This window comes from Neptunicella plasticusilytica, assembly GCF_047922965.1.
GTDB lineage: Bacteria > Pseudomonadota > Gammaproteobacteria > Enterobacterales > Alteromonadaceae > Neptunicella > Neptunicella plasticusilytica.
Genome location: NZ_CP150481.1, coordinates 2,633,216 through 2,656,755 on the forward strand (window position 1 = coordinate 2,633,216; position 23,540 = coordinate 2,656,755).

The 23,540-nt window shown below is 46.4% G+C and carries 35 protein-coding genes and 1 tRNA gene; 30 read left to right on the plus strand and 6 right to left on the minus strand.

The window, feature by feature from the left end; genetic code table 11:
• Positions 1-20: 20 nt before the first annotated feature.
• From nusA to V1467_RS11820, 6 genes are all read right to left on the minus strand, one after another.
• Entirely contained in the window at positions 21-1,514 is a 1,494-nt protein-coding gene (gene nusA / locus V1467_RS11795) for a transcription termination factor NusA (RefSeq protein WP_416305170.1), read from the minus strand.
• Between the two features lie 20 nt (positions 1,515-1,534).
• A complete protein-coding gene (rimP, locus tag V1467_RS11800) occupies positions 1,535-1,993 on the minus strand; it encodes a ribosome maturation factor RimP (protein WP_416305171.1) in 459 nt (152 codons plus the stop codon).
• 165 nt (positions 1,994-2,158) lie between these two features.
• Positions 2,159-2,235: transfer RNA gene (locus tag V1467_RS11805), tRNA-Met, on the minus strand.
• A gap of 206 nt (positions 2,236-2,441) precedes the next feature.
• The gene (locus tag V1467_RS11810; protein ID WP_416305172.1) at positions 2,442-2,642 is read right to left on the minus strand and encodes a hypothetical protein; all 201 of its coding nucleotides are present in this window, start codon (positions 2,640-2,642) and stop codon (positions 2,442-2,444) included.
• Between the two features lie 138 nt (positions 2,643-2,780).
• Entirely contained in the window at positions 2,781-3,392 is a 612-nt protein-coding gene (locus V1467_RS11815) for a fumarylacetoacetate hydrolase family protein (protein WP_416305173.1), read from the minus strand.
• A gap of 496 nt (positions 3,393-3,888) precedes the next feature.
• A complete protein-coding gene (locus V1467_RS11820) occupies positions 3,889-4,593 on the minus strand; it encodes an XRE family transcriptional regulator (protein ID WP_416305174.1) in 705 nt (234 codons plus the stop codon).
• 119 nt (positions 4,594-4,712) lie between these two features.
• On the opposite strand from V1467_RS11820, the gene V1467_RS11825 reads away from it, so the two are divergent.
• The 30 genes from V1467_RS11825 to V1467_RS11970 all read left to right on the plus strand — a co-directional run bounded on the left by V1467_RS11825 (position 4,713) and on the right by V1467_RS11970 (position 23,407).
• The gene (locus V1467_RS11825; protein ID WP_416305175.1) at positions 4,713-5,024 is read left to right on the plus strand and encodes a helix-turn-helix domain-containing protein; all 312 of its coding nucleotides are present in this window, start codon (positions 4,713-4,715) and stop codon (positions 5,022-5,024) included.
• A 1-nt stretch (position 5,025) separates the two neighbouring features.
• Positions 5,026-7,212: a Mu transposase C-terminal domain-containing protein gene (locus V1467_RS11830; RefSeq protein ID WP_416305176.1), complete on the plus strand. Its 2,187-nt coding sequence runs from the start codon at positions 5,026-5,028 to the stop codon at positions 7,210-7,212.
• 12 nt (positions 7,213-7,224) lie between these two features.
• Complete coding sequence (locus V1467_RS11835) at positions 7,225-7,932, plus strand: AAA family ATPase (protein WP_416305177.1); 708 nt, start codon at positions 7,225-7,227, stop codon at positions 7,930-7,932.
• A 12-nt stretch (positions 7,933-7,944) separates the two neighbouring features.
• Entirely contained in the window at positions 7,945-8,499 is a 555-nt protein-coding gene (locus V1467_RS11840) for a hypothetical protein (protein ID WP_416305178.1), read from the plus strand.
• Positions 8,486-8,797, plus strand: a complete 312-nt coding sequence (locus V1467_RS11845; protein WP_416305179.1) for a hypothetical protein — start codon at positions 8,486-8,488, stop codon at positions 8,795-8,797. Before V1467_RS11840 ends, V1467_RS11845 begins: the two co-directional genes overlap by 14 nt.
• On the plus strand, positions 8,794-9,054 hold the full coding sequence (locus tag V1467_RS11850; protein WP_416305180.1) for a hypothetical protein: 261 nt from the start codon (positions 8,794-8,796) through the stop codon (positions 9,052-9,054). Before V1467_RS11845 ends, V1467_RS11850 begins: the two co-directional genes overlap by 4 nt.
• Before the next feature lie 9 nt (positions 9,055-9,063).
• A complete protein-coding gene (locus V1467_RS11855; protein WP_416305181.1) occupies positions 9,064-9,738 on the plus strand; it encodes a DUF3164 family protein in 675 nt (224 codons plus the stop codon).
• On the plus strand, positions 9,731-9,904 hold the full coding sequence (locus V1467_RS11860) for a hypothetical protein (protein ID WP_416305182.1): 174 nt from the start codon (positions 9,731-9,733) through the stop codon (positions 9,902-9,904). Before V1467_RS11855 ends, V1467_RS11860 begins: the two co-directional genes overlap by 8 nt.
• An 83-nt stretch (positions 9,905-9,987) precedes the next feature.
• Positions 9,988-10,563: a gp16 family protein gene (locus tag V1467_RS11865; RefSeq protein WP_416305183.1), complete on the plus strand. Its 576-nt coding sequence runs from the start codon at positions 9,988-9,990 to the stop codon at positions 10,561-10,563.
• Complete coding sequence (locus V1467_RS11870; protein ID WP_416305184.1) at positions 10,560-11,024, plus strand: hypothetical protein; 465 nt, start codon at positions 10,560-10,562, stop codon at positions 11,022-11,024. The genes V1467_RS11865 and V1467_RS11870 overlap by 4 nt, the downstream gene beginning before the upstream one ends.
• On the plus strand, positions 10,936-11,622 hold the full coding sequence (locus V1467_RS11875) for a replication protein P (protein WP_416305185.1): 687 nt from the start codon (positions 10,936-10,938) through the stop codon (positions 11,620-11,622). The genes V1467_RS11870 and V1467_RS11875 overlap by 89 nt, the downstream gene beginning before the upstream one ends.
• Positions 11,619-12,056, plus strand: coding sequence for a Mor transcription activator family protein (locus V1467_RS11880; protein WP_416305186.1), 438 nt, complete (start codon positions 11,619-11,621; stop codon positions 12,054-12,056). The genes V1467_RS11875 and V1467_RS11880 overlap by 4 nt, the downstream gene beginning before the upstream one ends.
• 8 nt (positions 12,057-12,064) lie before the next feature.
• On the plus strand, positions 12,065-12,286 hold the full coding sequence (locus V1467_RS11885) for a hypothetical protein (RefSeq protein WP_416305187.1): 222 nt from the start codon (positions 12,065-12,067) through the stop codon (positions 12,284-12,286).
• A gap of 9 nt (positions 12,287-12,295) precedes the next feature.
• Positions 12,296-13,213, plus strand: a complete 918-nt coding sequence (locus tag V1467_RS11890; RefSeq protein WP_416305188.1) for an AAA family ATPase — start codon at positions 12,296-12,298, stop codon at positions 13,211-13,213.
• 65 nt (positions 13,214-13,278) lie between these two features.
• A complete protein-coding gene (locus V1467_RS11895; protein WP_416305189.1) occupies positions 13,279-13,524 on the plus strand; it encodes a PapB/FocB family fimbrial expression transcriptional regulator in 246 nt (81 codons plus the stop codon).
• 484 nt (positions 13,525-14,008) lie between these two features.
• Positions 14,009-14,335 (plus strand): hypothetical protein, encoded by a 327-nt coding sequence (locus tag V1467_RS11900; RefSeq protein WP_416305190.1) that lies wholly within the window; start codon positions 14,009-14,011, stop codon positions 14,333-14,335.
• Positions 14,336-14,417: 82 nt separating this feature from the next.
• Positions 14,418-14,903 (plus strand): hypothetical protein, encoded by a 486-nt coding sequence (locus V1467_RS11905; RefSeq protein WP_416305191.1) that lies wholly within the window; start codon positions 14,418-14,420, stop codon positions 14,901-14,903.
• Between the two features lie 53 nt (positions 14,904-14,956).
• Positions 14,957-15,463: a hypothetical protein gene (locus tag V1467_RS11910; protein ID WP_416305192.1), complete on the plus strand. Its 507-nt coding sequence runs from the start codon at positions 14,957-14,959 to the stop codon at positions 15,461-15,463.
• Positions 15,460-15,747 carry a hypothetical protein gene (locus tag V1467_RS11915; RefSeq protein ID WP_416305193.1) on the plus strand — a complete coding sequence of 96 codons (288 nt, stop codon included), beginning with the start codon at positions 15,460-15,462 and terminating at the stop codon, positions 15,745-15,747. The genes V1467_RS11910 and V1467_RS11915 overlap by 4 nt, the downstream gene beginning before the upstream one ends.
• Positions 15,747-16,256: a hypothetical protein gene (locus V1467_RS11920; protein WP_416305194.1), complete on the plus strand. Its 510-nt coding sequence runs from the start codon at positions 15,747-15,749 to the stop codon at positions 16,254-16,256. The genes V1467_RS11915 and V1467_RS11920 overlap by 1 nt, the downstream gene beginning before the upstream one ends.
• Positions 16,256-16,483: a hypothetical protein gene (locus V1467_RS11925; RefSeq protein WP_416305195.1), complete on the plus strand. Its 228-nt coding sequence runs from the start codon at positions 16,256-16,258 to the stop codon at positions 16,481-16,483. Before V1467_RS11920 ends, V1467_RS11925 begins: the two co-directional genes overlap by 1 nt.
• Positions 16,483-16,872: a DUF2730 family protein gene (locus tag V1467_RS11930; protein WP_416305196.1), complete on the plus strand. Its 390-nt coding sequence runs from the start codon at positions 16,483-16,485 to the stop codon at positions 16,870-16,872. The genes V1467_RS11925 and V1467_RS11930 overlap by 1 nt, the downstream gene beginning before the upstream one ends.
• The gene (locus V1467_RS11935) at positions 16,872-17,168 is read left to right on the plus strand and encodes an ArsR family transcriptional regulator (protein ID WP_416305197.1); all 297 of its coding nucleotides are present in this window, start codon (positions 16,872-16,874) and stop codon (positions 17,166-17,168) included. The genes V1467_RS11930 and V1467_RS11935 overlap by 1 nt, the downstream gene beginning before the upstream one ends.
• A 2-nt stretch (positions 17,169-17,170) precedes the next feature.
• Positions 17,171-17,425 (plus strand): hypothetical protein, encoded by a 255-nt coding sequence (locus tag V1467_RS11940; protein ID WP_416305198.1) that lies wholly within the window; start codon positions 17,171-17,173, stop codon positions 17,423-17,425.
• Positions 17,422-17,994 carry a DUF3486 family protein gene (locus V1467_RS11945; protein ID WP_416305199.1) on the plus strand — a complete coding sequence of 191 codons (573 nt, stop codon included), beginning with the start codon at positions 17,422-17,424 and terminating at the stop codon, positions 17,992-17,994. Before V1467_RS11940 ends, V1467_RS11945 begins: the two co-directional genes overlap by 4 nt.
• Positions 17,994-19,622, plus strand: coding sequence for a hypothetical protein (locus V1467_RS11950; RefSeq protein WP_416305200.1), 1,629 nt, complete (start codon positions 17,994-17,996; stop codon positions 19,620-19,622). The genes V1467_RS11945 and V1467_RS11950 overlap by 1 nt, the downstream gene beginning before the upstream one ends.
• The gene (locus V1467_RS11955; RefSeq protein WP_416305201.1) at positions 19,622-21,337 is read left to right on the plus strand and encodes a DUF935 domain-containing protein; all 1,716 of its coding nucleotides are present in this window, start codon (positions 19,622-19,624) and stop codon (positions 21,335-21,337) included. Before V1467_RS11950 ends, V1467_RS11955 begins: the two co-directional genes overlap by 1 nt.
• A complete protein-coding gene (locus V1467_RS11960) occupies positions 21,337-22,764 on the plus strand; it encodes a phage minor head protein (RefSeq protein WP_416305202.1) in 1,428 nt (475 codons plus the stop codon). The genes V1467_RS11955 and V1467_RS11960 overlap by 1 nt, the downstream gene beginning before the upstream one ends.
• Complete coding sequence (locus V1467_RS11965; RefSeq protein ID WP_416305203.1) at positions 22,761-22,955, plus strand: hypothetical protein; 195 nt, start codon at positions 22,761-22,763, stop codon at positions 22,953-22,955. The genes V1467_RS11960 and V1467_RS11965 overlap by 4 nt, the downstream gene beginning before the upstream one ends.
• Positions 22,955-23,407 (plus strand): phage virion morphogenesis protein, encoded by a 453-nt coding sequence (locus V1467_RS11970; RefSeq protein WP_416305204.1) that lies wholly within the window; start codon positions 22,955-22,957, stop codon positions 23,405-23,407. The genes V1467_RS11965 and V1467_RS11970 overlap by 1 nt, the downstream gene beginning before the upstream one ends.
• Positions 23,408-23,540 lie beyond the last annotated feature (133 nt).

Consider the following 23,540-nt stretch of genomic DNA (forward strand, 5'->3'; position numbering starts at 1 on the left):
TGCGGCTCCTCATGCTGATGTTATTCTTCGTTAAACCAAACGATATTACGGGCGGCCATAATTAACTCACCGGCCTTTTCTTCACCCATATTTTCCAGTTCGCAAATCTCGTCTACACCTTGTTCTGCCAGTGTTTCAAGATTTGTAATGCCATTGCTGGCCAAAACAAATGCGACGTGTCGGTCTAACCCTTCTAAATTTAACAAGTCTTCTTCAGGTTCAGCACCCTCCAGAGACTCTTCGCTTGCCAGTGCCTGGGTGGTTAATGCCCCTTTTGCACGGTTACGCAGTTCTTCAACGGTTTCTTCATCAAATTCTTCAATTGCCAACAATTCGCTTACCGGAACATAGGCAATTTCTTCCAGTGTAGAGAATCCTTCTTCGACCAGAATGCTCGCCATATCGGCATCAATATCCAGCGCGTTAACAAAACGGTTCAATACTTTGGAATTTTCTTCTTCGTGTTTAGCGTTTAAGTCTTCAACCGTCATGACGTTGAGTTCCCACTCGGTCAATTGACTGGCTAGACGCACGTTTTGCCCACTGCGACCAATGGCCTGAGCCAGATTATCGGCTTCAACTGCCACATCCATCGAACGGCTGTCTTCGTCGACCACTATTGAGGCCACTTCAGCCGGCGACATGGCGTTGATGACGAATTGAGCCGGGTTATCATCCCACAGAACGATATCAACACGCTCACCGCCCAATTCACCAGAAACGGCTTGTACGCGTGAGCCCCGCATACCTACACAGGCTCCCACAGGATCAAGGCGCTTATCATTGGTTTTTACTGCAATTTTGGCTCGTGAACCCGGATCCCGTGCTGCGGCTTTAATTTCCAGCACTTCTTCAGCAATTTCCGGTACTTCCAAGCGGAATAATTCCACCAGCATTTCTGGATGCGTACGACTGATAAAAAGTTGTGGCCCACGCACTTCCGGTTTAATCACATACAGCAGACCACGCACCCGGTCGCCTGGACGAAAGGTTTCACGCGGTAACATATCATCGCGGTAAATAACCCCTTCCGCATTATTACCTAAATCGATAATGATGCTTTCGCGGCTGGCTTTTTTGACTGTACCTGTCACCAGTTCACCGACACGATCTTCATATTCTGCCATTACCTGGGCACGTTCGGCCTCGCGTACTTTTTGTACAATAACTTGTTTAGCCGTTTGAGTGGTAATACGGTCAAATACGATAGACTCAATCTGATCTTCAACGTAGTCGCCCAATTGGATATCCGGCTCTTCAACCTGAGCGGCAGACAAGGTTATTTCTGCATAAGGATTTTCCTGCGGCTGGTCATCCGGAATCACCAACCAGCGTCGGTAGGTATCAAAATCGCCGGTATCACGATTAATACTGACACGTACTTCAATCTCGCCACTGTTTTTCTTTTTGGTGGCACTGGCGATAGCGAATTCCAGAGCTTCAAAAATTTTCTCTCTGGGAACCAGTTTTTCATTGGACACGGCTTCTGCCACTAATAGAATTTCTTTATTCATTGCCCGTTTGCCTCGCTTCCTTAGTCAAAAATTGCAACTACATTGCCTTTATTAATATTCGCAATAGCCAACTGATAGTTCTGACCATCAACCTCAACTACGATCGTACCTGCGTCACAGGACACAAGCTTACCTTTAAAATTACGTCTGTTATCCATCGGCACCATCAGCTTGACCTGAATCACCTGCCCGACGACTTGCTGGTAATGAGCCTCTTTAAACAACGGTCTTTCCATCCCCGGAGATGACACTTCGAGGTTATATTCCGTCGATATCGGATCTTCAACATCCAATATGGCACTGGCCTGACGACTGACATCAGCACAGTCATCGACACTAATACCATTTTCATGATCAATAAAAATTCGCAATATTGAGTGCTTGCCTGCAGAGACAAATTCAACACCCAACAATTCGAAACCCAAGGCTTCAACAGCCGGTTCCAGCATTGCGGTCAATTTCAATTCTAGCTGTGACAATCTCAGCTCCAAAAACAAAAAAAGGGCATTAAGCCCGGACAATAAACAACATTAGTACCGTAAAAACGGATAACAAAAAGCCCCGTGCTAAGCGGGGCTTTTGATACTGGACCCTTGTCCACCAATCATAATTAAAACTGATTACAAAACCAACTTTAATAAATGTGGTTGCGGGAGCAGGATTTGAACCTACGACCTTCGGGTTATGAGCCCGACGAGCTACCAGACTGCTCCATCCCGCGCTTGAAATCTTTTCTTTTTCTGACTTGGCTTAGCACCCCGTCTCAAGATGCTGCGTATTATACAGAGGGGCTTAGCAAGCGCAAGTCTAATTATTGAAAATAAGACACTTATTAGCGTGAATGCTGATTATTTGGTCAAAGCGATGAATATAACAACAACATCAGCTATTTTTAGCCTGATAAGGACAGTGAGACAGGTGTTTTAGTTACAACCAGTCAAACTCTTCTTCAGAGCTGACGTCCATATTACCATAGCTTAACAAGGTCAATCTGATGGTAACATCGTCAATGGTACTTTCGATTAGCTGCCACTCATTCTCGGTTAAGGTAATTTCATCCAAAATGGCATCAATGTCGCTTAACTTCTTCCTTAGCACCGCAACTTTTTGTTGAGTAATATTTTCCATAATATTGATATTTATAGTAAGCCAGAGTCGTTAACGTACTAACTTACAATCTAGATTAAAATGAATACGATCTCCATCTTTATTCATAATCTATTACAAAATGTTTGTAGTTTACTGAATTATTTAACCTCAGCTCTGTTATGTAGCAACCCAGTGCGAAGACGCTAGCAATGTGTTACCACAATATATAGCACCGTCAAATCGTGCTGCCGGTGACACCACCCCTACACCTTTTGGCGTGCCGGTCATCACCACATCCCCGTCTTCGAGGGTGATAAATTGCTTTAATTGTTCAACGATAATATCCGGCTTATACATCATTAATGAAATGCCGCCAGCCTGAATTAGCTTATCGTCAATTTTCAACTCCAGACGTAAATTATCATCAATGTTGTCAATGGACACAAAATGACCCAGCACAGCTGCCCCATCAAAAGCTTTAGCCCGTTCCCAGGGTAATCCTTTGGCCTTCAGCTTGCTCTGCAACTCCCGTTTAGTCAGATCCAGTCCAAACCCTACTGCGCTAAATTTGCCTTGCTGATAGACAAAACACAACTCCCCTTCATAATGCAAAGGTTCTTGGTGATGCGCGGTTAACCCGGAAGAAATAGCAGAATTAGGTTTGATAAACACCACCATCTCATCTGGCACTTCATTACCCAACTCGGCAATATGTTCCACATAGTTACGTCCAATACAGACTACCTTTGAAGGCTTTACCGCCTTGCCATCCACTTTTATGCTACGCATCGTCTAAACTCCTTTTGTCCTTTACTTGACCTTTAAATGTAAGTAACCAATAAGTATGAGAAACCGGGAACAAATGAAAAAAAACGGGAATAACCGGGATAACTCTTAGTAAACAAGGGCTGCGGGCCAACAAAAGAAATTATCTGCGTTATCTCAAAAACAGCTCAAATTGAGAACCTTAGTGGATTAAGAAAAATTAACCACGAAGTATAAGAAACTTACTTAGAGCCGTTAACAGATGTCCAAACAGCTGTTTAAGGCAGTTTAAACGCGGTTTTCAACCATCCACAGATATAGTCATTTGTATCCACTACTAATATATACGGATCGCACTTTAATAGTTGAACTGCGATCACAAGATCGCACTTACAGATTGTGATCGCACTTCGCTAGAGCTTGCTGAAAACGTATCGATGACGGAAAAACCAGTTAAATTCTGGAAGTTGTAAAGTGCGATCATTAACCGGTAGAAGTTGTAGCAATATTCCCCTAAATATCAAATAGGATTATTTGAACTGATTACCCGCCCTACTACTTTTATCTCTTTTAATTGTTCTTTTTCTAAGTTGATTGGCGGATATTTACTGTTGTCACTTAACAAAACCACACCACCGCTAATATCTTTATGTACGCGCTTAATATAAATGTCATTATTAATACGCAACGCAAATACCTGGGCATTCTGTAGTTCATTTTTGCTTGTATCTATTAATAAGTGAGCTTCTTTAATTATGGTCGGTTCCATCGAGTCATCGGCAATTTTAAATGTAGCTAACGTGTTTTCACCAAGATGTGAATCACCAACCCAATCTAATGGTATTTTGACTTTTTTGGGTGCAAATGAATATTCGCTATTACCAGGTTCACACACCGCATCCAGATTATTAACTTTTATATGCGTTTGCTGCCCTAGCACCAACAGTGGTTCATCCGGATCAACTAGCCTGGCGTTTGTCAAAAGCTCTAAATAATGTTCATCATTCAACACGCCAACCATCAAGCGCTTTTCTATTAAATCAACAAAGTCAGCACCTGTTTCAATAGATAGTGCCAACAAATAATCTACGTCAGGAAGTCGTTCTCCCTTTTCATACCCCCGAATAGTATTTAAGTGCCATGGCCACTTAGTAGCCATTTCTTTGCGAGTAATCCGTTTATCCCGCAACCCACCAATGTATTCAGCAAACTCTATTTGATCCACGCACTCACCATAGAAATACAAAAAACGAGCACAAAAATGCTTGCAAATACATTTTTGTGTATGTATAAACAATTTATTGTATTTATGAATACAATTTTTTGTATTTAAAAAGGACTCAAATGGCCCCTTTAAAAGATTGGCACCGTGCAGACATCGTTGCTGCTATCCATAAAGAAGGAACAACCCTCCGAAAGCTATCCATAAAGCATGGATATTCTGTATCCGCTTTCGGATTAGCGCTTAACAGGCCCTACCCCAAAGTAGAAAAAATCATCGCCAACTTCTTAAATGCCACCCCCCAACAAATCTGGCCATCACGCTATACAGAGGATGGGCAACCTATTCGAGGGGGAAAAGCAAAGGATCTCGATACTAAATCAAAGGCTAATCGTAAACATCAACAAAAACAAATACAAGGACGCAATGACTAACATGGAAACTTTTGTAGTAAAAGACATTGCAAACGCTCTAGGTATAACAGTTCGTAGTGTACAAATAAGAGCCAAAAAAGAGTCCTGGGAACATGAATTGCGATCCGGCCGTGGCGGGAAAATACCCCATTACTACACCAATTCACTGCCAGGTGATGTGCAAGCAGCTCTTTCTATAACACATTCACAAAGCGATAGTACCGATGTTAGCGGAATAGAAATCGGCAAAGGCCTTGCCAAAAAAGACAAACTCACACAGGAAATTAGCCAATCCCGCAAACAGCAATCACTAAAACAATTTGCAGGGTTAAAAGGTACCGCAAAATTACGTGCCGAAACCGCCATTGGTATACTAAAAGCAGCGCAACTTTTTCAAAAACGCACCGAACTACCCAAAGTCAAAGCCTGGAAATTATTCTGCGTCCACTACAACAATGGCAAAGCCAATCTGGACCAACTGCGCGAGCACAAAGCCACTATAAGTTATGCCACCCTCGCCCGCTGGGAAAAACAATACAATGAAGAAGGCATAACAGGCTTAACGGGTCGATACGGCAAAAACAAGGGCAACGGGTTAATCGATTCAAGCCCCGAAATGCTCAACTACTGCCAAGCATTAATTCAAGAATACCCACACATTAAAGGCGAACGCTTGCACGAATTGTTGCAAATGCGCTTTGACGAATTATTTAAAATTCCCAGTGCCAGTACGTGCAGAGACTGGCTTCGCCGTTGGAAACAAGAAAACCAGGAACTGTTTATGTCACTTGTCGATCCATCAGGTTGGCAAAACAGTCGCATGGTAGCCTTTGGCAGTAAGTCAGAAGATATCACCCAAATAAATCAACTGTGGGAATTCGACTCCACACCCGCAGACGTCATGCTGCTCGATGGCCGCTACTCAATAGTAGGCGTAATAGAAGTATTCACCCGTCGTGTAAAACTGGTACTAAAACCCACCAGCAACGCCGAAGCAATAGCCCTATTAATCCGTAAAGCGATTCTCGACTGGGGACTACCGCAAGTCGCACGAACAGACAACGGCTCCGACTACCTGTCAGCGCATATCACCAGCGTATGGGATGCACTGGACATCGAGAACGACATAACCAACCCCTACTCAGGCTGGGAAAAACCCTTTATAGAACGCTTCTTCCGCACATTCAGCCACGGCATGGCCGAACTCATACAAGGCTACATTGGCCACAACGTCGCCGAACGCCAGCAAATATCCAAACGCTTAACATTCGAAAAGCAATTGTTAGAGCGCAAGCAAAAAGGAGCCGAGCGAGTAGCAATTAATGTATCGCTTACCGCCGAACAATTTCAGAGCTTTATCGACCAATGGGTCGAACACGAGTATCACCACCGCAAACACCGTAAACTGGCATGCACCCCATTTCAAAAGTTCACCCAACACACGCAGCAAATCCAGCGCCTGGACGATGAACGCGTGCTCGACGTGCTACTGGCACCGGTGCCAGGACAAAAAGGCTTCCGGATCGTCAACAAGTCCGAAGGTATCCAAGTCGAAGGTGGCAGCTACATCCACCCAGAGCTAGGGGCATATATTGGCGAGCGGGTATATTGTCGCTGGAACCCCAAAGATGTCGGCAAAATCTACGTATTCCACGCACTGCATCATCACTTTATCTGTGAAGCTATTAATCCGGAAATCGCAAACAACGGCCTAACCGTAAAAGAGATCGCCCACCAGGCAAAACAGATCCAACGTGCAAAGCTCAAAGAACAACGTAAAGCATTCCGCAAAAATGTTGCCAAACAAAATGTCGGTGATGTGGCCCAACAATATATAGACCACAAAACCCAGTTAAATGGCGGTTTAAACGCCTTTCCAAAGCCGTCAGAGCAAGTCAGTACCAATATTACCCAGGCAGCCGAGCAAGCATTACAGGCCAGTCAACCCAAACAAACCGGCTATACCGAGCAACAACTAACCCAGTTAGAACAACGCCGCAAAGAACTGGAACTGGCCGAATCCCTAGCCAATGACACCCCCATATTCAAAAACGATCACCACAAAGCCCGCTATTTAACCCAGCGGTTACTAGAGCACGCATCTTCCGTCACACCAGTCGAAAAAGCCTGGTTACATGCCTATCGCGCCAACAACAAAGCCAGTGCTCGCATGCTCGACAAACTATTCGAAGTACCACAACAACAGTAATGGAGTTATAAAATGAAAGCAGCAATAGCAAAAACCAAAAATGTCATGATGGCGTTCGACGCCTACCAATCCTGTGTAGAAGCCTGTGATGCAGGTAGCCCAGCACTAGCCATGTTCACCGGTGAAGCCGGATTAGGTAAAACCACCGCAGGAGGTTTTCTATTTTCACAAGCCGATGGCGTCCTGGTACGTTGTTTACGTAGTGACACCCTCGGCACCTTCCTGGAACGCCTAGCACAAGATCTAGGGCTAGACCGGCGTCAACGCCGCGCAGATATGCTTAATTTCATCGTGCACGAACTAGTACTTCAAAATAAACCCGTATTCATAGACGAAGCCGACTACATAGCCGATCGCACCGATGTACTCGAAACCATTCGCGACATTTACGACATAGCCAACGTACCAATTATCCTAATTGGCTACGCCGCTCTGCCCCGCAAAGTAAAACGGCTTCCGCAACTATTCAGCCGTATTGCACAACACGTCGAATTCCAACCAGCCGACAGTGAAGATATTCGCATTATGGCCAGCGCATTAGTCACCGAATGCCAAATCGACATCGACCTACTAGAAGAACTTTTAGCCACTTCAAAAGGATCCTTCCGACGCATACATACCGGCCTGGACAACATCGAAAAATTCGCACGCTCAAACGGCATAAAGCAAGTATCTGCCGCACATTGGGGCGAACAATCCTTCTTCCCTGTAGTTCGTTAAGAGGCAAACACTATGTCTTTAACACTCAGCCAAAGAAGTTGGGAATGGATAAAGGCCCAGCAGGACTTCCACAGTACCGAGCTGGCCAAACAAATGGACTTATCAATGAAAGAGGTGAAACGCGTTATAGATCACCTCACCAAAAAAGGTGCAATCAAAACGATAAACACCAATCACAAGCCGCATGTATATGCTGCTGTGCGTGGTGTCGACTTCGATTTCAAACGAAACGTGTCAGGCAAGCAATGCCAACGTCAATTAATTTGGCAAGCCATGCGTTGGCACGGCAAGTTTAAAATCGATGAAGTCGTCGCATCGTCAGAATGCACACGCGCAAGTGTACTTCGTTACGTCAACGCACTCGTCAAGTACGGCTACGTCAAAGTAATGCGGCCCCAATGGTCACCTGTTAAAAAGCAAACAAGCCCCAAACAGGTTATCTATCGCCTGTTACTCAATACTGGCCATAAATATCCCGTCATTCGCAAAAACAGCTTATACGACCAAAACCGCAAAACCGATGTAAAGCCAGTTGTAAAAAAGGACAGTTCCAATGCAATGGATTGAACTACTCAATGCCCAAGTTGAAAAACGGGGCCGCAGACAGGTAGAAACTGACCTAAACATCAGCAAAACCACCCTGTCGCAACTGTTAAATAACAAATACCCAGGCTCGTTGGAAAACATAGAGCACAAGGTAATTGCAGCATACAGCAATCAAACCGTTAGTTGTCCGGTACTAGGCGAAATTCCGCTTAAACGCTGCGACAAAGAACAAAACCTTCCTTTTTCCATTAGCAGTCCACAGCGGGTGCGGTTGTACCGTGCCTGCCTAAGCTGCCCAAACAAAAGGCGTTGTGTATGAACAGCTACAACAAAGCATTTAAACAAAAAATTGATTTGGCCAGCAAAGCATTGGATGAACTCAATGAAAAAGGCTGCGCCATCATCAATATGCAAGTGGGCGATGCAGGCAACGTCATCACCATATTGCCACCGCCAAACAACTGTATTAAAGGCCATCACCTATGTACCACGGGTAACAAAAATGGTCGCCAATACCACAATCAAACCCGACTGCATGGTTGCACCGTGCGCTGGTCAATCTCGCAACAACAATAAGGAACCGTCATGGGTATTACAAAACTAGAACAACTACACACATTGCTAGACAACACCGCCCCAAAAGGCTTTATGTTCGATGCCGAAGGCAATTTAATGCGTCGTGACAAAATCAAACCACAAGACTTTGATCGCGACGTCATCGTAAAGGATCTGTTTCGCGATGCACTACTGGTCAGTGACGAAATGCGTCGACTGGCCAACAAGCTGCAAACGCGCATAGCCGAATTTGTTAGCCATTCACTGGCGGAATACTCCAAAAACATTGGCGGTAAAAAGGGCAATGTCACCCTTTACAGTTTTGATCGCAGCATAAAAATAGAGCGTTCCCGCCAGGACAAAATCGCTTTTAACGAGCGTTTATTAGCTGCCAAGCAAATCATAGACAGCTGCATCAAACGTTGGTCCAAAGGCAGCAACAAAAACCTGCAAGCCATCGTCCAGGGTGCGTTTAAAACCGATAAAAGTGGCCGCTTTAGTGCAGCAAAAGTGCTGTCACTCCGTCAGCACAAAATAGACGACTCCGAATGGCAAAGCGCCATGAAGGCACTGGCCGACGCCATCGAAGTCGACCGTACCGCCGAATACTTCCGTGTTTACTACCGTATCGAATCTGGCAGTTACGTACAGCTGCCGCTCGATATGGCCAATATTAACAACCTGGGAGCAACCCAACATGACTAAACCAACACTTGTTACACGTCACCAAATCGGTTGCGTAAATGACTTACGCACCCTGTTAAACAGCTTGCCCGCCAACATCGATGGAGTAGAAGAACTCTACACCATCAACGTCTATCACGACGAACAAACGGACGAGCGCTGGCTAGAGGTCGAACCCGCAGCCTAAACCTTACGGCCCTTTAAAAGGGCCTTAATCAAAGCCTTTTGTCCCATGCAAAAGGCTTTGATTAAGTAAAAACAGGACTAAAAATGACAACACCAATCCAACAATCTCGCAGTCGACTGATTGCCAAAGTGCATATCGCCAAGCAACAGCTGGGCTTAGATGATGCCACCTATCGCAGTGTCCTTGAGCAGGTTACCGGCAAAACCAGTGCGGCAAAATTACGCCCGTTAGAGCTGCATAACGTTATCAAACACTTTGAAACAGTCGGCTTTAAATCCAAAAAGCCCAGCAAGCGCCGTATGTCCCCACCTAGCGGAACAGGCCAAGTGGCCGAAGTCGATAAAATCCGCGCAATCTGGATCACCATGGCCAAACAAGGTTTTGTACGCGATGGAAGTGAAGCCGCGCTAGATGCCTACGTAAAACGCATGTCCGCCAAGTTTAACAGGGGCAAAGGCATAGAATCCGTAAGCTGGCTAACCGACCACATCGCCGCGCAAATACTGGAATCAATTAAAAACTGGCATCGCCGCCTAATGGCCGACTGGCTAGTTAAGCAAGGAATAAACGTATTACAAGGGCACCGTAAAGAATGGCCTACTGCTAAAGCGCCGTACGCCTATGTAAGTGCCGCCTATGCGGAGTTAATCAAACGATGAAGTTAACCCGCTGCCCAGTGTGCCACCACCACCTGCACCTAGAATCACTTATTCAGGATCAAGCAGGTAAAGAGTTATTGGCGTTAGTGGCAAAATTACCCACCCAAACCGCTAGCAGTCTACTGAGTTATTTAGGCCTTTTTCGCCCCGTTAAAAGCGATTTAAACAACGGTAGAGCACTGCGTTTGCTGCATGACATTTTAAACATCACCCCCAATCACACAGCCCTATGTCAGGCAATCGACCAAACCGTTAACCAAATCAGCGCCAGTCGGCAACAAGGTGGCGAGCAAAAGCCACTGGTAAACCACAACTACATGAAAAAGGTGTTATGCAACATCCCAGGCTGGAACAGTATTGGAGCCATCAACAATGAAATCAGTCAATCAGCTCAATCATCAGGCAAAGCAGGCGTTAGCAATGCCCTGCTCAACGTCCACGACAGCGACTGGGCCAATTAATGATCACACCATCACCCAGGTTAACCAGGTATTTGGCCAAATGCAGCTAATCTTCGGGCGCAAATATACCAGTCGTTTTGGAAGCGATAACGAAGTCAAAGCCACCAAACGCATGTGGGCGCGCGCTTTTATGCAAGAGCAAATTAGCGACCAACAAATTACCTTTGCCATATCACGCATTATCAAAAGCAAAATTGAATGGCCGCCAGAACTCCCCCAGTTTTTAACCCTGTGTGACGACCCGACAATATACGGTCTGCCCGACAAAGACGCCGCACGCCAACAAATTATTGATCGCAATGGAAAACACAGGTTTAAGCAAAACTTTGTCTGGCTACATGATGTAGTAGAAGTGGTTTACCACCGTATTGGCGACTACACCAAACAAGCCGCCAGCAGCTTTGATAAACACTTTAATAAAGCCTGGGAAACAGCAGTTACTGAATATAAAACCGGCACCCTACCACCGGTTTTGCAAGCATTACCAGCGCCAAAACTACCCGCAATTAGCGACAGTCACAGCGTGCCGGTCAACAAAAAATGCCGCATACACCAACGCATAGAAGCCCTAATCCAAGCCGCCAAGGAAAACCGATGAGTGACGAAAATCAAAACACCTTCGCCTTTGATGACAACTTTGACGACCTGTTAGAACACCTCCCCGCGCTAACCAGCGAAGAGCAACGCGCCCAAGCCGCCTACAAGGAACACCTGTGGGCGCTAGTGATGGTCACAGAGCGGCGTTTAACCAATGCAGGATATGAGCAACCCGAGGCATACAAACTCAGCACCATGATCATAGCCGAAATTGCCCATTATCAAGGTGGCCGCAGCCAATACCTGCCCAGGGGTGACAAATTGCGCCAAGAACTGCGCGACATCCATATGTTCCGCCTATGGCACGACAAAAGCTGGCCGGTCGACAAAATCCACAAAGGTTACTGCCCCGAGTTAAACCAAATTCAGGTCTACAAGATCCTGCGTACCAAACGGCGGGAATACCTCGCCAAAATTCAACCCAAACTGATATAGGAATATTTATGACCAACCACACCCACCCCGATTACGACCCCGAAGTGATGATCATGACCGACATTACCGCCCAGCAAGTCAGCAAAATCATTGACGAACTAGCCGAAGATGTCGCAGAGCAAGAAGACGAAGCCGCTCTATGGCTTGGTACCTTACAAATCAACGGCCAACGGGCACAAGTACAACTACTGGTTACCACTATCGATAGCCACTTTGTAGACGAAAACTAAGGATCCTAAATGTTCGACTTCCTCACTGCTGCCACTCTGCAAACACAGGACTTTAACGACCAAACCGAGTTCCTGATAGATGGCTTCCTCGCCAAAAACCTGATCACTATGGTCTATGCCGATGGTGGCAATGGCAAAAGTTGGTTAGGTTTGGCACTGGCCAAATACTGCGCCGAGCTACGCATGCAAATCGTGTATCTGGACTTTGATAACCCCCTCAGCGTTTTGCAAGAGCGTGGTGTAGACCAAACACTGGTCGCCCGCTACCGCAATGTTCAATATGTCCAGCGCTCTAAATCAAAGCTCACTGCAATCGAGTTACTGTCCGAGTTAGCGATTAATGCCACCGCCAATGTCTACGACAATGTGCTAATTGTGCTTGATAGCCTGCGTAACTTTGGCGACGTCAACGCCGAATCGCGCATGATGCATGTTATGACTCACCTAATGGATATCCGCGAGGCCGGAGCCACCATAGTCGTACTGCACCACAGCAATAAAGACGGCAAAAATTATCAGGGTTCTAACCATATTCGCAACAGCGTCGACAACATGTTCCAACTTAAAAAGTTTGATATCGCAGGCGGCATTGGCATGTTGTTAAAGGTACAAAAAGAACGCGCCGCCATTACTGACCAGGCATTTGAAATTTGCCCCAGCACACTAGCAATTATTCCGCGCAGCTTAGTAGAGGCCCAATCCACAGACGAAGACCTGGACTTTATTAACGAAGTACAAGCCACCCTGCGCAATCAACCAGGACTCAATAAAACCGACTTACTCAACGCCATCGGTTTTAACAAAGACGACAAAACCGCCCGTGCCAGGCTAGATAAATTCGACGGTATTCACTGGCACTCGGTTAAACGTGGCAACCGCTACGGCTACCAGTTAATTATGGTAGCCGCTACCCCACAACCCCAGTAACCATAATGCAGTTGTACAAGTTGTAAGAGTTGTACAGCACACATCAACAACAAGAGAAGAGTTAAATGATTACCCGACTACTACAAGGTTGTGAAACCGAACAAAAGATAGATCTGCTACTGCAACTCACCAATATAAATAGTGAATCAGTTATCGGTGCATTAAAAGTTCATTTGGTTCAAGGAGCTGCGGAATCAATGGCCTATATGATGTTTGATGTAAAACAACAAAATTTTAGTCGCGCCTTAAAGCAGTTGAATAAAGTCAACACTATCGTTGAAACCATTATAGAAACAACATCAATAAAGTGATGTATATATCAACATCAACAAGCCTTCCCCATAACACAAAAACACCTCCTATGTACGTCGATAGACCCTTAATAAAAGCTGGGTCTACCGACGTTACCCATCATAAATAAAGGTTAAAGTGCAGCCGAATTCACAATAAATTAGATCTTTTCAAGTTCTAAAAAATCAACTAGAACTGTATATACATACAGTATATATTGAAGGAGGTAATTCAATTTGATTGTTTAGCATTTTTAATTTGAAACTGGCTTAAAGTCTTTTAATTGCTAACTTTGCGTTAATAAAACTCACTTTGGTACCGCTTAAAACTCAAAGTGAGTAAAAACATAACAATTTAATATGTGGAAATTTTCCTAACAAAGGAAATCAACGGATATAAAAGCCTCTGCGCCACACCAACAAAATCAACAACTCTTTAGTTGTTACTAATAATCCCGAAAAAAGGATTAAATTCCTTATTAAGGATTATTTAAAAGTGGCTTTGATGGCTGAACTCGGATTAACGCTTGATTTTTACATTTATTGGATTAACTATAGAAAATGCACGGCCAAAAAATTGACCGTGCATCTGAGTATTTACATTAGTTGGGCTGTTCGCAGCAGCCCTGTAAACAGGGACAATCTTACCATTATGATAAGAAATACAATAGAAGAATTACAAGACCTAACGGCCTGTCAGCAAGGTGTATCTGAAATCCTGGCAGAGTTACCCAAAACGGCACAATGCCGCGCCTGGGCAATAGCCAACATATTAGGCTACTTAAATCGGCGTCAACAGCTTGTCTTAGACAAAATAGAGCGAGAAACCTGACCATAGTTGACAATTTTCAATAGCTGATTCACGATCCAAAGCCGGTTAAAATGTAACCGGCTTTTTAAGGATAGGGATCATCATGGCACTCATAAAATGTCACGAATGCAAAAATCAAATCAGCAGTACTGCCAAAACTTGCCCACAGTGCGGAGCAAAAAATAAACCTCAAACCACAACAACAACTAAAATTTTTGCAGTTTTGTTTGCTGTAATAATCGTGTATTGGGTTACGTCTGCACCATCAGTGCCTACAACTCGTACAACTTCTACAACTAGCACGCAAACAGCGACTCCCAAGCCAAAAGCGCCACCCACCATTGACGAAAAAATTAAAAAGCAATTTAGTGCCTGGGACGGCTCGCATTATGGGTTAGAGAAGATCATTAAAAAAAGTATGAATGACCCGGACAGCTATAAACACATAGAAACACGCTATGTAAAGGAAGATAATGACATACTGGTCATTACAGAGTTCAGTGGCAAAAATGCCTTCAACGCAACGGTTAAAAACAGCATTGCTGGCAAATTTACCTTTGACGGGCAGCTACTAGAAATCATTCAGTAACCACTAGCCCAGGCTAAACTCAACTCCCCCGCCGCCATCGCTAAGATGGCGGCATGAACCAAGAAAAGCAACACCTCACTTATTATTACGGCCTAAAAAGCCGCGACCATGCTATTACATTGGCAGATGTGGTGGCGCATCGTTTAGGCTATGGCATCAATGGCTTTGCTGCCCGTCTTTTATTGGAAACAGCCTGTGCCGAAACACAGCTAGGAACCTATCCGGACTCAACACCCAATAGTGGCCACGGTCTTTGCCAGTTCGACCAAATCGGCTTTGACGATGTAAAAGCCCGCACGCGTCAGGCTGATATATCCACTATCAAACTCTTTTTTGATGTAGACATCACCCAATGCAGCATAGAGCAACTGGATAACAATCCACTGCTGTCATTTATCTTCTGCCGCTTAAAGTACAAGTTAATACCCAATGAAATACCCGACTATCTGCTGGGCCGTGCTAAGTACTGGAAGTATCACTACAACACCTGGGCAGGTAAAGGCACTGTTAGCCACTATTTGTGTAGCGCCAACCGCATTCTATATCCGGGGGATTCATGATCATCGCCCCCGGAGTAAACGGCAGCAAATTTAATAAAATGTGGTACGACATGGGCCGCGAGGCACGCTTAAACGCCGAGCGCACCGCCGCACTCACCAACGCCGCCGTTATCCTACCCGAAAGCAGCAACAACGCCACCGCAGCCAGTTACTGGCGCAAAGGGTGGAACAGCCCAACCTTGTCGGAAATCAAACATTACATCACACAAGGGCACCCAGTGGCCAAACGCCTGGCAAATCAGCACTTGCAACACATTCGTACCCAACTAGGAGTAAACCACTAATGGCCCCATTTATTGCAGCCCTGCTCAGTGCAGGCCCCGCCCTAATTCGCCTGTTTGGTCAATCCAAAGGTGGCAAAACCGAAGCGGTAGCCGAAACCATTGCCGGTACCGTCGAGGCCATACAGGGCAAGCCCACCGACCAGCAAAGCACCAAACTGCAAGCCTTAATTGACTCGCTCGATCCAGCCGAGGTCAATCAAATTAGGCTGGGACTGGCTCAGGTAGAAGCCGAGCGAGAAAAAGCCCGTCTTGAACACGACACAGCCATGCACACCCAGCAACAACTAACCATACGTGAAAGCAAAGACATAAAAGGTGTGCGGCCAGAAGTCGCCAACCGGCATAGCTGGTTTACCTGTGGGTACGTTTGTGTCAGTGAATTGCTGAGCGCCTTTGATATTGGCAGCGGTGCCAATATGGAGTTGGCCCTAGCCATTGCGGCTCCCACGCTTGCCTGGTTTGGCTTTAGAACTTGGGACAAGTTCAGCAAACATGGTGCCACCGATTAATGGATAGCGTCGACGAAGCACAAATGCGCAGCGAACATTTCACCAGGTTGGCAATGGAAAACCGCGTATTTGACCTGCCACCCGTGCCGCCTGTAAACGTATCAGCAGACGGCACACCACTATGCAAAGACTGCGATATCAATATACAAGCCCGGCGCGAAATTGTACCCAACACCCAGCGTTGCACAGCCTGCCAGCAAGATCATGACAAACGGAGCCGCAAATAATGGATGCAGTCGTTAACCACATCAGCGAGAACTGGCGGTTTTACACCGTTGTAACCTTTATTTTAGCCGCTGCGGCCCTGTTCTGGCTCAGTAAGTACTTTGCCACCAAAAAAGACCTGGAAGAACACAAAGCCGCTTTTGCAAAGCATCAGGCCAGCTTTACCGCCCACAAGCTAGAACATTACAAACTGCGTGACATGGTTAACGCCATCGATGGCCATGTAAAACACCTGCCAACCGCCAAAGAAAGCCAGCAATCCCGCGAGACAATGGCCAAGCTCGAAGGCCGTCTAGAAGGCATGGAACCCCTGTTTAAACAGATATTAAACAACCAAAACATGTTGCTCGAAAACGAGCTGCGCGGTGTAACAAGTGGAGAAAAGCAATAATGGCCATTAACCAAATCATGAACGAACACGAGCGACTATCCATATTGCACTGCCTGGCAGCAATGGATGGCTATGCCGCCAACAACAGCATTATTCAGTCTGTATGCCAAAGCTACGGCAATAGCATGACTCAAGACAAACTTGGTACCCACCTGCACTGGTTGCAAGAGCAAGGCTTAGTCAAACTGGATCAACACGAAAGCTACACCATCGCCACCATCACCCAACGTGGACTGGATGTAGAACGTGGCCTAGCCAGTTCACCGGGTATTAAGCGCCCAAGCCCAAAGGTGTAGAGATGGCACAGCGTAAAACATGTACCAATGCAGAAAAAGAGATCATTGATCGCTTGGCTCATGCCTTTGTTATTGAGGATCTTGCCAAAAAGGTAATGGAACCAAAGTACCCAAAGCATGCCGCTAGCTATAGAGAACACATGCGTAAACAGTGCCCGCAGTTTTATCGTCTGTTAGATGAACTGCAATTAGCGCTGCCAAGGGTACATAAGCAAATGGGTGAAGAACTAGCGAGAAAAGGCTGGGACAGCAAATGACCGATAAACGCACCCGTGGCAAGCCCAGTAAAATTGACCAATTACCGGACGATATCAAAGCCGAACTTATCGAGCTGCTGCGCAATCCCTCGGTCACCCAAACCCAAGTATTGGATCATGTTAACAGCCTGATTGAAGCCGCTGGCCTTCCAGAGGATGAAAAACTAAGCCGTAGCGGTGTCAATCGCTATGCCACCCGCATGGCCACCGTGGGTGGTAAAATTCAAGAAGCGCGCGAAGTATCCAAAATGTGGTGTGACCAACTGGGTAACAAACCCACCGGTGAAGTCAGTAAAGTCCTTATCGAAATGGTACGTACCCTGGCGTTTGATCAAGTATTGCAACTTAGCGAATCAGGCGAACCCGTCCCTCCCAAGTTTATTAAAGAGCTAGCCATAGGCGTTGAAAAATTAGAGAAAGCCGCCAGCGAATCCAATAAACGCGAGCAAGAAATACGTAAAGCCATGGCACAACAGGCCGCAGAGCAAGCAGCTACTGTAGCCAAAGCCGCAGGGATGACTGCCGAAGGCGTCGACAAAATTAAGCGTGAAATACTGGGTATTGCTTAATGAAGTTACCCCCGGCAAAACCAAAGGAGTTCAACTTATCCCTAAGTAAATACCAACAGGCGATTGAACAGGTCGACCGTTTAGAAACACGTTTTGGCTTACCCACGTTCATTCCCTTTGATCCAAACGAACTACTTCTTGGTTACCAAAAGCGTTGGGTTGCTGACGACTCACCTCTAAAAATTGCAGAAAAATCCCGCCGAACAGGTATTACTTGGGCAGAGGCATCAGATGCAGTTTTAACTGCCAGCCGGTCAAAAAGCGCACTCGGAACCAACCACTTTTATGTGGGCAGTAACAAAGAAATGGCGCGTGAATTTATTGATGCTGCGGCCATGTGGGCCAAAGCATTTGATAAAGCCGCCGGTGACATACAAGAAGAAATTTTTGTGGATGAAGGCCAAGAAGGCAAAGAGATCCTGACCTTTGTGATCCACTTTGCCAGTGGCTTTAAAATACAAGCGCTCAGCTCCAAACCCAGTAACTTACGGGGTATGCAGGGTAACGTTACTATTGACGAAGCGGCCTTTCATGATCAACTGGCCGAGGTATTAAAAGCAGCATTAGCCCTAACCATGTGGGGCGCAAAAGTACGCCTTATCAGCACCCATAACGGCATTGATAATCTATTTAACCAGCTAATTCAGGACAGTCGCGCCGGTAAAAAACGCTATTCTATTCATCGTATTACCCTGGATGATGCCTGTGCCGAGGGCCTTTACCAGCGCATTTGTCAAGTACGCGGGTTGGAATGGTCACAAGAAAATGAACAACAATGGAAAGCGGATTTACTGCGTGACACAGCCAGCCAGGAAGACGCCCTGGAAGAATACTTCTGTGCTCCAAAAGCCGGTGGGGGTGCCTATTTAAGTCGCGCCCTAATCGATAATGCCATGCGACCCGAACCGATTGTAATCCGACTTGAAAAAAGCGCTGACTGGAATCAAAAGTCAGAGCACTTGCGCAAAGCCGATATTAACGACTGGTTAACCGAAGTACTGCAACCCGAGTTGGAAAAACTCAGTGCTGATTTACGCCACTGCTTAGGTGAAGACTTTGCCCGCAAAGGCGACTTAACCGCCCTATGGATTGGAGCTATTCAACAAAATTTGGATATTGGTGTACCACTAGTCATTGAACTAAAAAACATTCCCTATCGGCAGCAAGAGCAGATCTTATTTTATCTCATAGATCGTCTACCCCGTTTTATGGGTGCGCAAATGGATGCCACAGGAAATGGTGACTATCTGGCCGAGCAAGCGGTTGAAAAGTACGGCGCAGGGTTAGTAGAGGCGGTAAAGATTACCGAAAAATGGTACATCGAAAACATGCCGCGCATGAAGGCCCATTTTGAAGACAGCACCATCATGATCCCCAAAGATGCGGACATTCTGGATGACTTACGCGCCATTCAAATTAATACCCGTGGCGTACCGTGCTTACCCAATACCAAAACCGACCAAGCCAAAAAGCGCCACGGCGACAGCGCTGTAGCCTGTTGCATGATGGTGGCGGCCAGCCAAATGGAAGGCGGCGAAATCGACTTTACCCCCATACCCGACAAACAAGATCGCTGGAATCAAAGCAGCGACGACGATATCACCTATAACCAGGCAGGTTGCTACTAATGGAAACCTTTGAAACCAATGGCACACGTTACCGTGTGCGCGAAAAAGAGCTAACCCAAAAACAAACCGATGACAATCCCCGCGTTGCAATGATGCGTCGTGAGTTTGCCGAACACCCAAGCAGTGGGTTAACACCTGCCAGGCTAAACCAAATACTCACCAATGCTGAGCAAGGTGATTTAATTCAGCAAAGCTATTTAGCCGAAGATCTGGAAGAAAAAGACACCCAAATTCAGGCCGAGTTATTTAAACGTAAAATGGCAATTACCGCTGTGCCTCATGAAGTTGAACCACCGGTGAATGCTAGCACCCAAGAAAAAAAAGATGCGATCGAGTTAAACCAAATTTTGCGTGATACTGATAACTGGCACGATGTACTGTTTGGCATGGCCGACGGTATTCTAAAAGGCTTTAGCAATACTGAATTCAACTGGGACAACTATCGGGGCTTTCGCATTCCTCAACACTTTGAGCATCGCCCAGCTACGTGGTTCCAGTTGCATCAGGACGACCAAAACGTCATTGCTCTGCGTGATCAAACCGGCAAAGGCGAAATACTAAGGCCATTAAATTGGCTACACCACCGCCATGCCGCCAAAAGCGGCTATCCCGCCCGTATAGGCTTAGTGCGCCAACTTAGCTGGCCGTTTGTGTTTAAAAGCTATTCCCTGCGGGATTTGGCCGAGTTTTTAGAAATTTACGGCATCCCAATCCGTTTAGGTAAATACCCCAGTGGTGCCACAGACAGCGAAAAACAACGCCTGTTACAAGCCGTAATCAACATTGGCCATAATGCAGGCGGTATTATGCCCAAAGGCATGGAAATGGAGTTTCACGACGCCGCCAAAGGCGGTGGTGGTGATCCGTTTATGACCATGATGATGTTTTGTGAACGCGCCCAATCCAAATGTATTTTAGGCCAAACCCTAACCAGCCAAAGCGACAGCACCGGCAGTCAGGCGCTGGGCAACGTACATAACGAAGTTCGCCAGGACATCCGCGATCATGACGTACGCCAAATTGCCAATACCTTAAATCGCGATTTAATCTGGCCTATGTATATGCTTAACGGCAAAAGTTACACCGGTGATCCACGCCGCAAGCCTAAACTGGTATTTGATGTACAAGAACCAGAAGATCTTAAACTATACAGCGAGGCACTACCCGCGCTGGTTGGCATTGGCGTGCAAGTACCCGCCTCCTACGCACACGAAAAACTGCGCATACCCATGCCTCAAAACGGCGAAGCTGTATTATCTGCCCAGCAAACATCAGCCGTTCGTCCTGAGCCTGTCGAAGGGAAAACCTCCACCGTTCACCCTGAGCGCGAGGCACGAGCAGTCGAAGGGCTAACCGAAGCCGTCAAAAAAGGCAAAATCAGTGACTCAGCCGCTGCACTAAAACTAGCGATTGCGGCACTCAAGTCCAGAAGTCCCGTCACTTCCGTTCGCCCTGAGCCTGTCGAAGGATCCGAAGAACCAGACGCTGCCGACACACTCACCGACAATCTGCAAAAGCAGTCGACAGAAACCTTTGCCAGGTTAATGCAACCCATAGAAGACCTGGTGGCTAATGCCGAATCATTAGAACAGTTGTTAGAACAACTACTGGAGCTGGAAGACAAGCTAGACACTAACGACTACCAAGAGTTGCTGGCTCAAGCTTTTGCCGCTGCCGAACTGGCTGGCCGCTTTGATGTTAGCCAGGGTAACTAATGCCCGCCCAATACGGTTCCCTGCCCTTTACCGAGGCCATCGACTTTTTTCGCAATAAGCTGGATATGCCCAGCGAGCGCTGGGCCGATGTTTGGCGCGATCAACATAACCTGGCTTTTACCGTAGCAGGTGCCACCAAAGCCGATTTACTGGCCGATATGCGCGGCTTGGTGGATAGTGCTATTGCCGAAGGCAAGTCCTTAAACTGGTTTAAAAGCCAGTTTAAGGGGCTGGTAAAACAGCACGGCTGGCAACATACCGGCAAAGCTGCATGGCGGGCCAATATCATCTACAGCACCAATATGCGCCAAAGCTACAATGCAGGGCGCTACCAGCAATTACAAACTTTTGAATACTGGCGCTACAAACACGGTGACAGCCGTTACCCTCGTCCCGCTCATGCCGCAAAAGATGGCACCATATTGCCCAAAGACAGCCCCTTTTGGCAGGTGTGGTTTCCGCAAAACGGCTGGGGCTGCAAGTGTAAAGTGTTTGGTGAAACTCGCCAAAGCTTGGCGCGCAAGGGCTTAAAAGTCAGTAAAGAACCAGTAATAGAAACCAGGGAATGGACGGACAAAGCCACCGGTGAAGTACATTATGTACCAGTAGGCATAGACCCAGGCTTTGATTACACACCAGGTAAAGTTGACCAGGTAACCAAATTAAGACAACAACGGGCCAACATTCCACCGCTGGCCGAGCGTTTACCCAAACGGCATATACCGTCTGCCTTTAGTACCGTACCAACAGTAAATGTGCATGGCTTAAATCAGGTCACGGAGTCGGTTTTAAACTCCTCTGCCGCACCGCAAATGCAACAATTGGTTGGCTTTATACAACAACGCGACATTAAAACCGTAGTGGTAAAAAACGTTGAAATGGGCCGTGGTAAACAATCCTGGGATATTGCCGAACAAGTAGGCCAATATCTTGGGGTCAACAAATGGCAAGCCCGTAACCGCTACACCGTTAGCAAAACAGATAAACCAGAAGGGTTTACCAGTATTGCGTATGATCATGTCACCCTAAAGGCCGCCACCAAACATAACCTTAAAAAAGTAGATGTAAACAAAATGCTGTCCGGTATCAACGCTATACTTAAAGACGGTGCAAGCGGTACCGGCCAGCATACTTGGCCAGGTGGTTACAAACGTTGGTTTGCATCAACCGAAGCCACCGGTAATATGTCCGACTCAACCAGTCGCTATCTCACCTGGTTGCATGAAATGGGTCACCAGGTGCATTACAAAGCCGGTACTCCAGCACGACCAACAAGCCAGTTTTTAACCGAATATGGCAACGTTAATGATCGGGAATGGTTTGCAGAGCACTTTGTATTTTGGGTATTGGCCCGTGAGCAGCTGGCAGGAGAATGGGCCGATATAGCCAAATGGTTCGACAACGTAATGAAACAGGTTTTAAAATGAAGTGGTATCAACAAGCAACCGAATTGCTGGCCAAACAACCTCTACCGAATAATGCGCCAGACCAGCTGCAAGAACTAGCCAACAAAGCCACAGGCCAAGAAAAGCAATTTATCAATCATTGCTTTGAAGCACTCTACGCCGCAGCTACACCAGAACAAGTTGAATTGTGGCAAGATAAAGGTAACCAATAATGGCCGGTAGCTTTATACAAGTCATCCCCGCAGACTTAACCAAAATCAACAAAGCCCTAAATGGCTTAATCCAAAAAACCAATAATCTCGAACCAGCACTACGCGAGATTGGAGAGTATCTGCTAGAAGCCCACCAGGAGCGCTTTAAATTAGAGGTAGCGCCAGATGGCGAATTATGGGATCCACTATCCCCCAAAACCATTAAGCGCAAAGGCAACGACGACATACTGCAAGACTCCGGCACACTACGCGATTTGCTACATTATCAAATCACAGGTAACACATTAGAATTTGGTACCAATCTGGAATACGGCGCAACCCACCAGTTTGGCCGCGAAGACGACGGCATTCCGCAGCGGGAATTCTTAGGCATAGGCTCCAACCCCTGGAACGACACCGACCATATCCTGAATATTCTGCAAGACCACCTTCAAAACGCTGTAACCGTATAACAGCAAAAGCGCCTGTATGCCATTTTAAGCGCTTATCTATTATTTAACCTATCAATGCTTGTTGTTGACCTAGTTAAACGATCCTGACAAGATTTAAACAGGGATTAGGGGGTCGCTAGGGCATGTCGGTTTG

Excerpts from the sequence above, each read along its gene's own strand:
- V1467_RS11970 (WP_416305204.1), top strand. The coding sequence starts at position 22,955 with ATGGCCGGTAGCTTTATACAAGTCATCCCCGCAGACTTAACCAAAATC.
- V1467_RS11965 (WP_416305203.1), top strand. The coding sequence starts at position 22,761 with ATGAAGTGGTATCAACAAGCAACCGAATTGCTGGCCAAACAACCTCTA.
- V1467_RS11940 (WP_416305198.1), top strand. The coding sequence starts at position 17,171 with ATGGCACAGCGTAAAACATGTACCAATGCAGAAAAAGAGATCATTGAT.
- V1467_RS11885 (WP_416305187.1), top strand. The coding sequence starts at position 12,065 with ATGACCAACCACACCCACCCCGATTACGACCCCGAAGTGATGATCATG.
- V1467_RS11915 (WP_416305193.1), top strand. The coding sequence starts at position 15,460 with ATGATCATCGCCCCCGGAGTAAACGGCAGCAAATTTAATAAAATGTGG.
- V1467_RS11830 (WP_416305176.1), top strand. The coding sequence starts at position 5,026 with ATGGAAACTTTTGTAGTAAAAGACATTGCAAACGCTCTAGGTATAACA.
- V1467_RS11900 (WP_416305190.1), top strand. The coding sequence starts at position 14,009 with ATGGCTGAACTCGGATTAACGCTTGATTTTTACATTTATTGGATTAAC.
- V1467_RS11810 (WP_416305172.1), bottom strand. The coding sequence starts at position 2,642 with ATGGAAAATATTACTCAACAAAAAGTTGCGGTGCTAAGGAAGAAGTTA.
- V1467_RS11930 (WP_416305196.1), top strand. The coding sequence starts at position 16,483 with ATGGATGCAGTCGTTAACCACATCAGCGAGAACTGGCGGTTTTACACC.
- V1467_RS11840 (WP_416305178.1), top strand. The coding sequence starts at position 7,945 with ATGTCTTTAACACTCAGCCAAAGAAGTTGGGAATGGATAAAGGCCCAG.
- V1467_RS11880 (WP_416305186.1), top strand. The coding sequence starts at position 11,619 with ATGAGTGACGAAAATCAAAACACCTTCGCCTTTGATGACAACTTTGAC.
- V1467_RS11950 (WP_416305200.1), top strand. The coding sequence starts at position 17,994 with ATGAAGTTACCCCCGGCAAAACCAAAGGAGTTCAACTTATCCCTAAGT.
- V1467_RS11870 (WP_416305184.1), top strand. The coding sequence starts at position 10,560 with ATGAAGTTAACCCGCTGCCCAGTGTGCCACCACCACCTGCACCTAGAA.
- V1467_RS11925 (WP_416305195.1), top strand. The coding sequence starts at position 16,256 with ATGGATAGCGTCGACGAAGCACAAATGCGCAGCGAACATTTCACCAGG.
- V1467_RS11815 (WP_416305173.1), bottom strand. The coding sequence starts at position 3,392 with ATGCGTAGCATAAAAGTGGATGGCAAGGCGGTAAAGCCTTCAAAGGTA.
- V1467_RS11850 (WP_416305180.1), top strand. The coding sequence starts at position 8,794 with ATGAACAGCTACAACAAAGCATTTAAACAAAAAATTGATTTGGCCAGC.
- V1467_RS11860 (WP_416305182.1), top strand. The coding sequence starts at position 9,731 with ATGACTAAACCAACACTTGTTACACGTCACCAAATCGGTTGCGTAAAT.
- V1467_RS11910 (WP_416305192.1), top strand. The coding sequence starts at position 14,957 with ATGAACCAAGAAAAGCAACACCTCACTTATTATTACGGCCTAAAAAGC.
- V1467_RS11875 (WP_416305185.1), top strand. The coding sequence starts at position 10,936 with ATGAAATCAGTCAATCAGCTCAATCATCAGGCAAAGCAGGCGTTAGCA.
- V1467_RS11835 (WP_416305177.1), top strand. The coding sequence starts at position 7,225 with ATGAAAGCAGCAATAGCAAAAACCAAAAATGTCATGATGGCGTTCGAC.
- nusA (WP_416305170.1), bottom strand. The coding sequence starts at position 1,514 with ATGAATAAAGAAATTCTATTAGTGGCAGAAGCCGTGTCCAATGAAAAA.
- V1467_RS11935 (WP_416305197.1), top strand. The coding sequence starts at position 16,872 with ATGGCCATTAACCAAATCATGAACGAACACGAGCGACTATCCATATTG.
- V1467_RS11825 (WP_416305175.1), top strand. The coding sequence starts at position 4,713 with ATGGCCCCTTTAAAAGATTGGCACCGTGCAGACATCGTTGCTGCTATC.
- V1467_RS11890 (WP_416305188.1), top strand. The coding sequence starts at position 12,296 with ATGTTCGACTTCCTCACTGCTGCCACTCTGCAAACACAGGACTTTAAC.
- V1467_RS11895 (WP_416305189.1), top strand. The coding sequence starts at position 13,279 with ATGATTACCCGACTACTACAAGGTTGTGAAACCGAACAAAAGATAGAT.
- V1467_RS11905 (WP_416305191.1), top strand. The coding sequence starts at position 14,418 with ATGGCACTCATAAAATGTCACGAATGCAAAAATCAAATCAGCAGTACT.
- V1467_RS11855 (WP_416305181.1), top strand. The coding sequence starts at position 9,064 with ATGGGTATTACAAAACTAGAACAACTACACACATTGCTAGACAACACC.
- V1467_RS11845 (WP_416305179.1), top strand. The coding sequence starts at position 8,486 with ATGCAATGGATTGAACTACTCAATGCCCAAGTTGAAAAACGGGGCCGC.
- V1467_RS11960 (WP_416305202.1), top strand. The coding sequence starts at position 21,337 with ATGCCCGCCCAATACGGTTCCCTGCCCTTTACCGAGGCCATCGACTTT.
- V1467_RS11945 (WP_416305199.1), top strand. The coding sequence starts at position 17,422 with ATGACCGATAAACGCACCCGTGGCAAGCCCAGTAAAATTGACCAATTA.
- V1467_RS11920 (WP_416305194.1), top strand. The coding sequence starts at position 15,747 with ATGGCCCCATTTATTGCAGCCCTGCTCAGTGCAGGCCCCGCCCTAATT.
- V1467_RS11865 (WP_416305183.1), top strand. The coding sequence starts at position 9,988 with ATGACAACACCAATCCAACAATCTCGCAGTCGACTGATTGCCAAAGTG.
- V1467_RS11955 (WP_416305201.1), top strand. The coding sequence starts at position 19,622 with ATGGAAACCTTTGAAACCAATGGCACACGTTACCGTGTGCGCGAAAAA.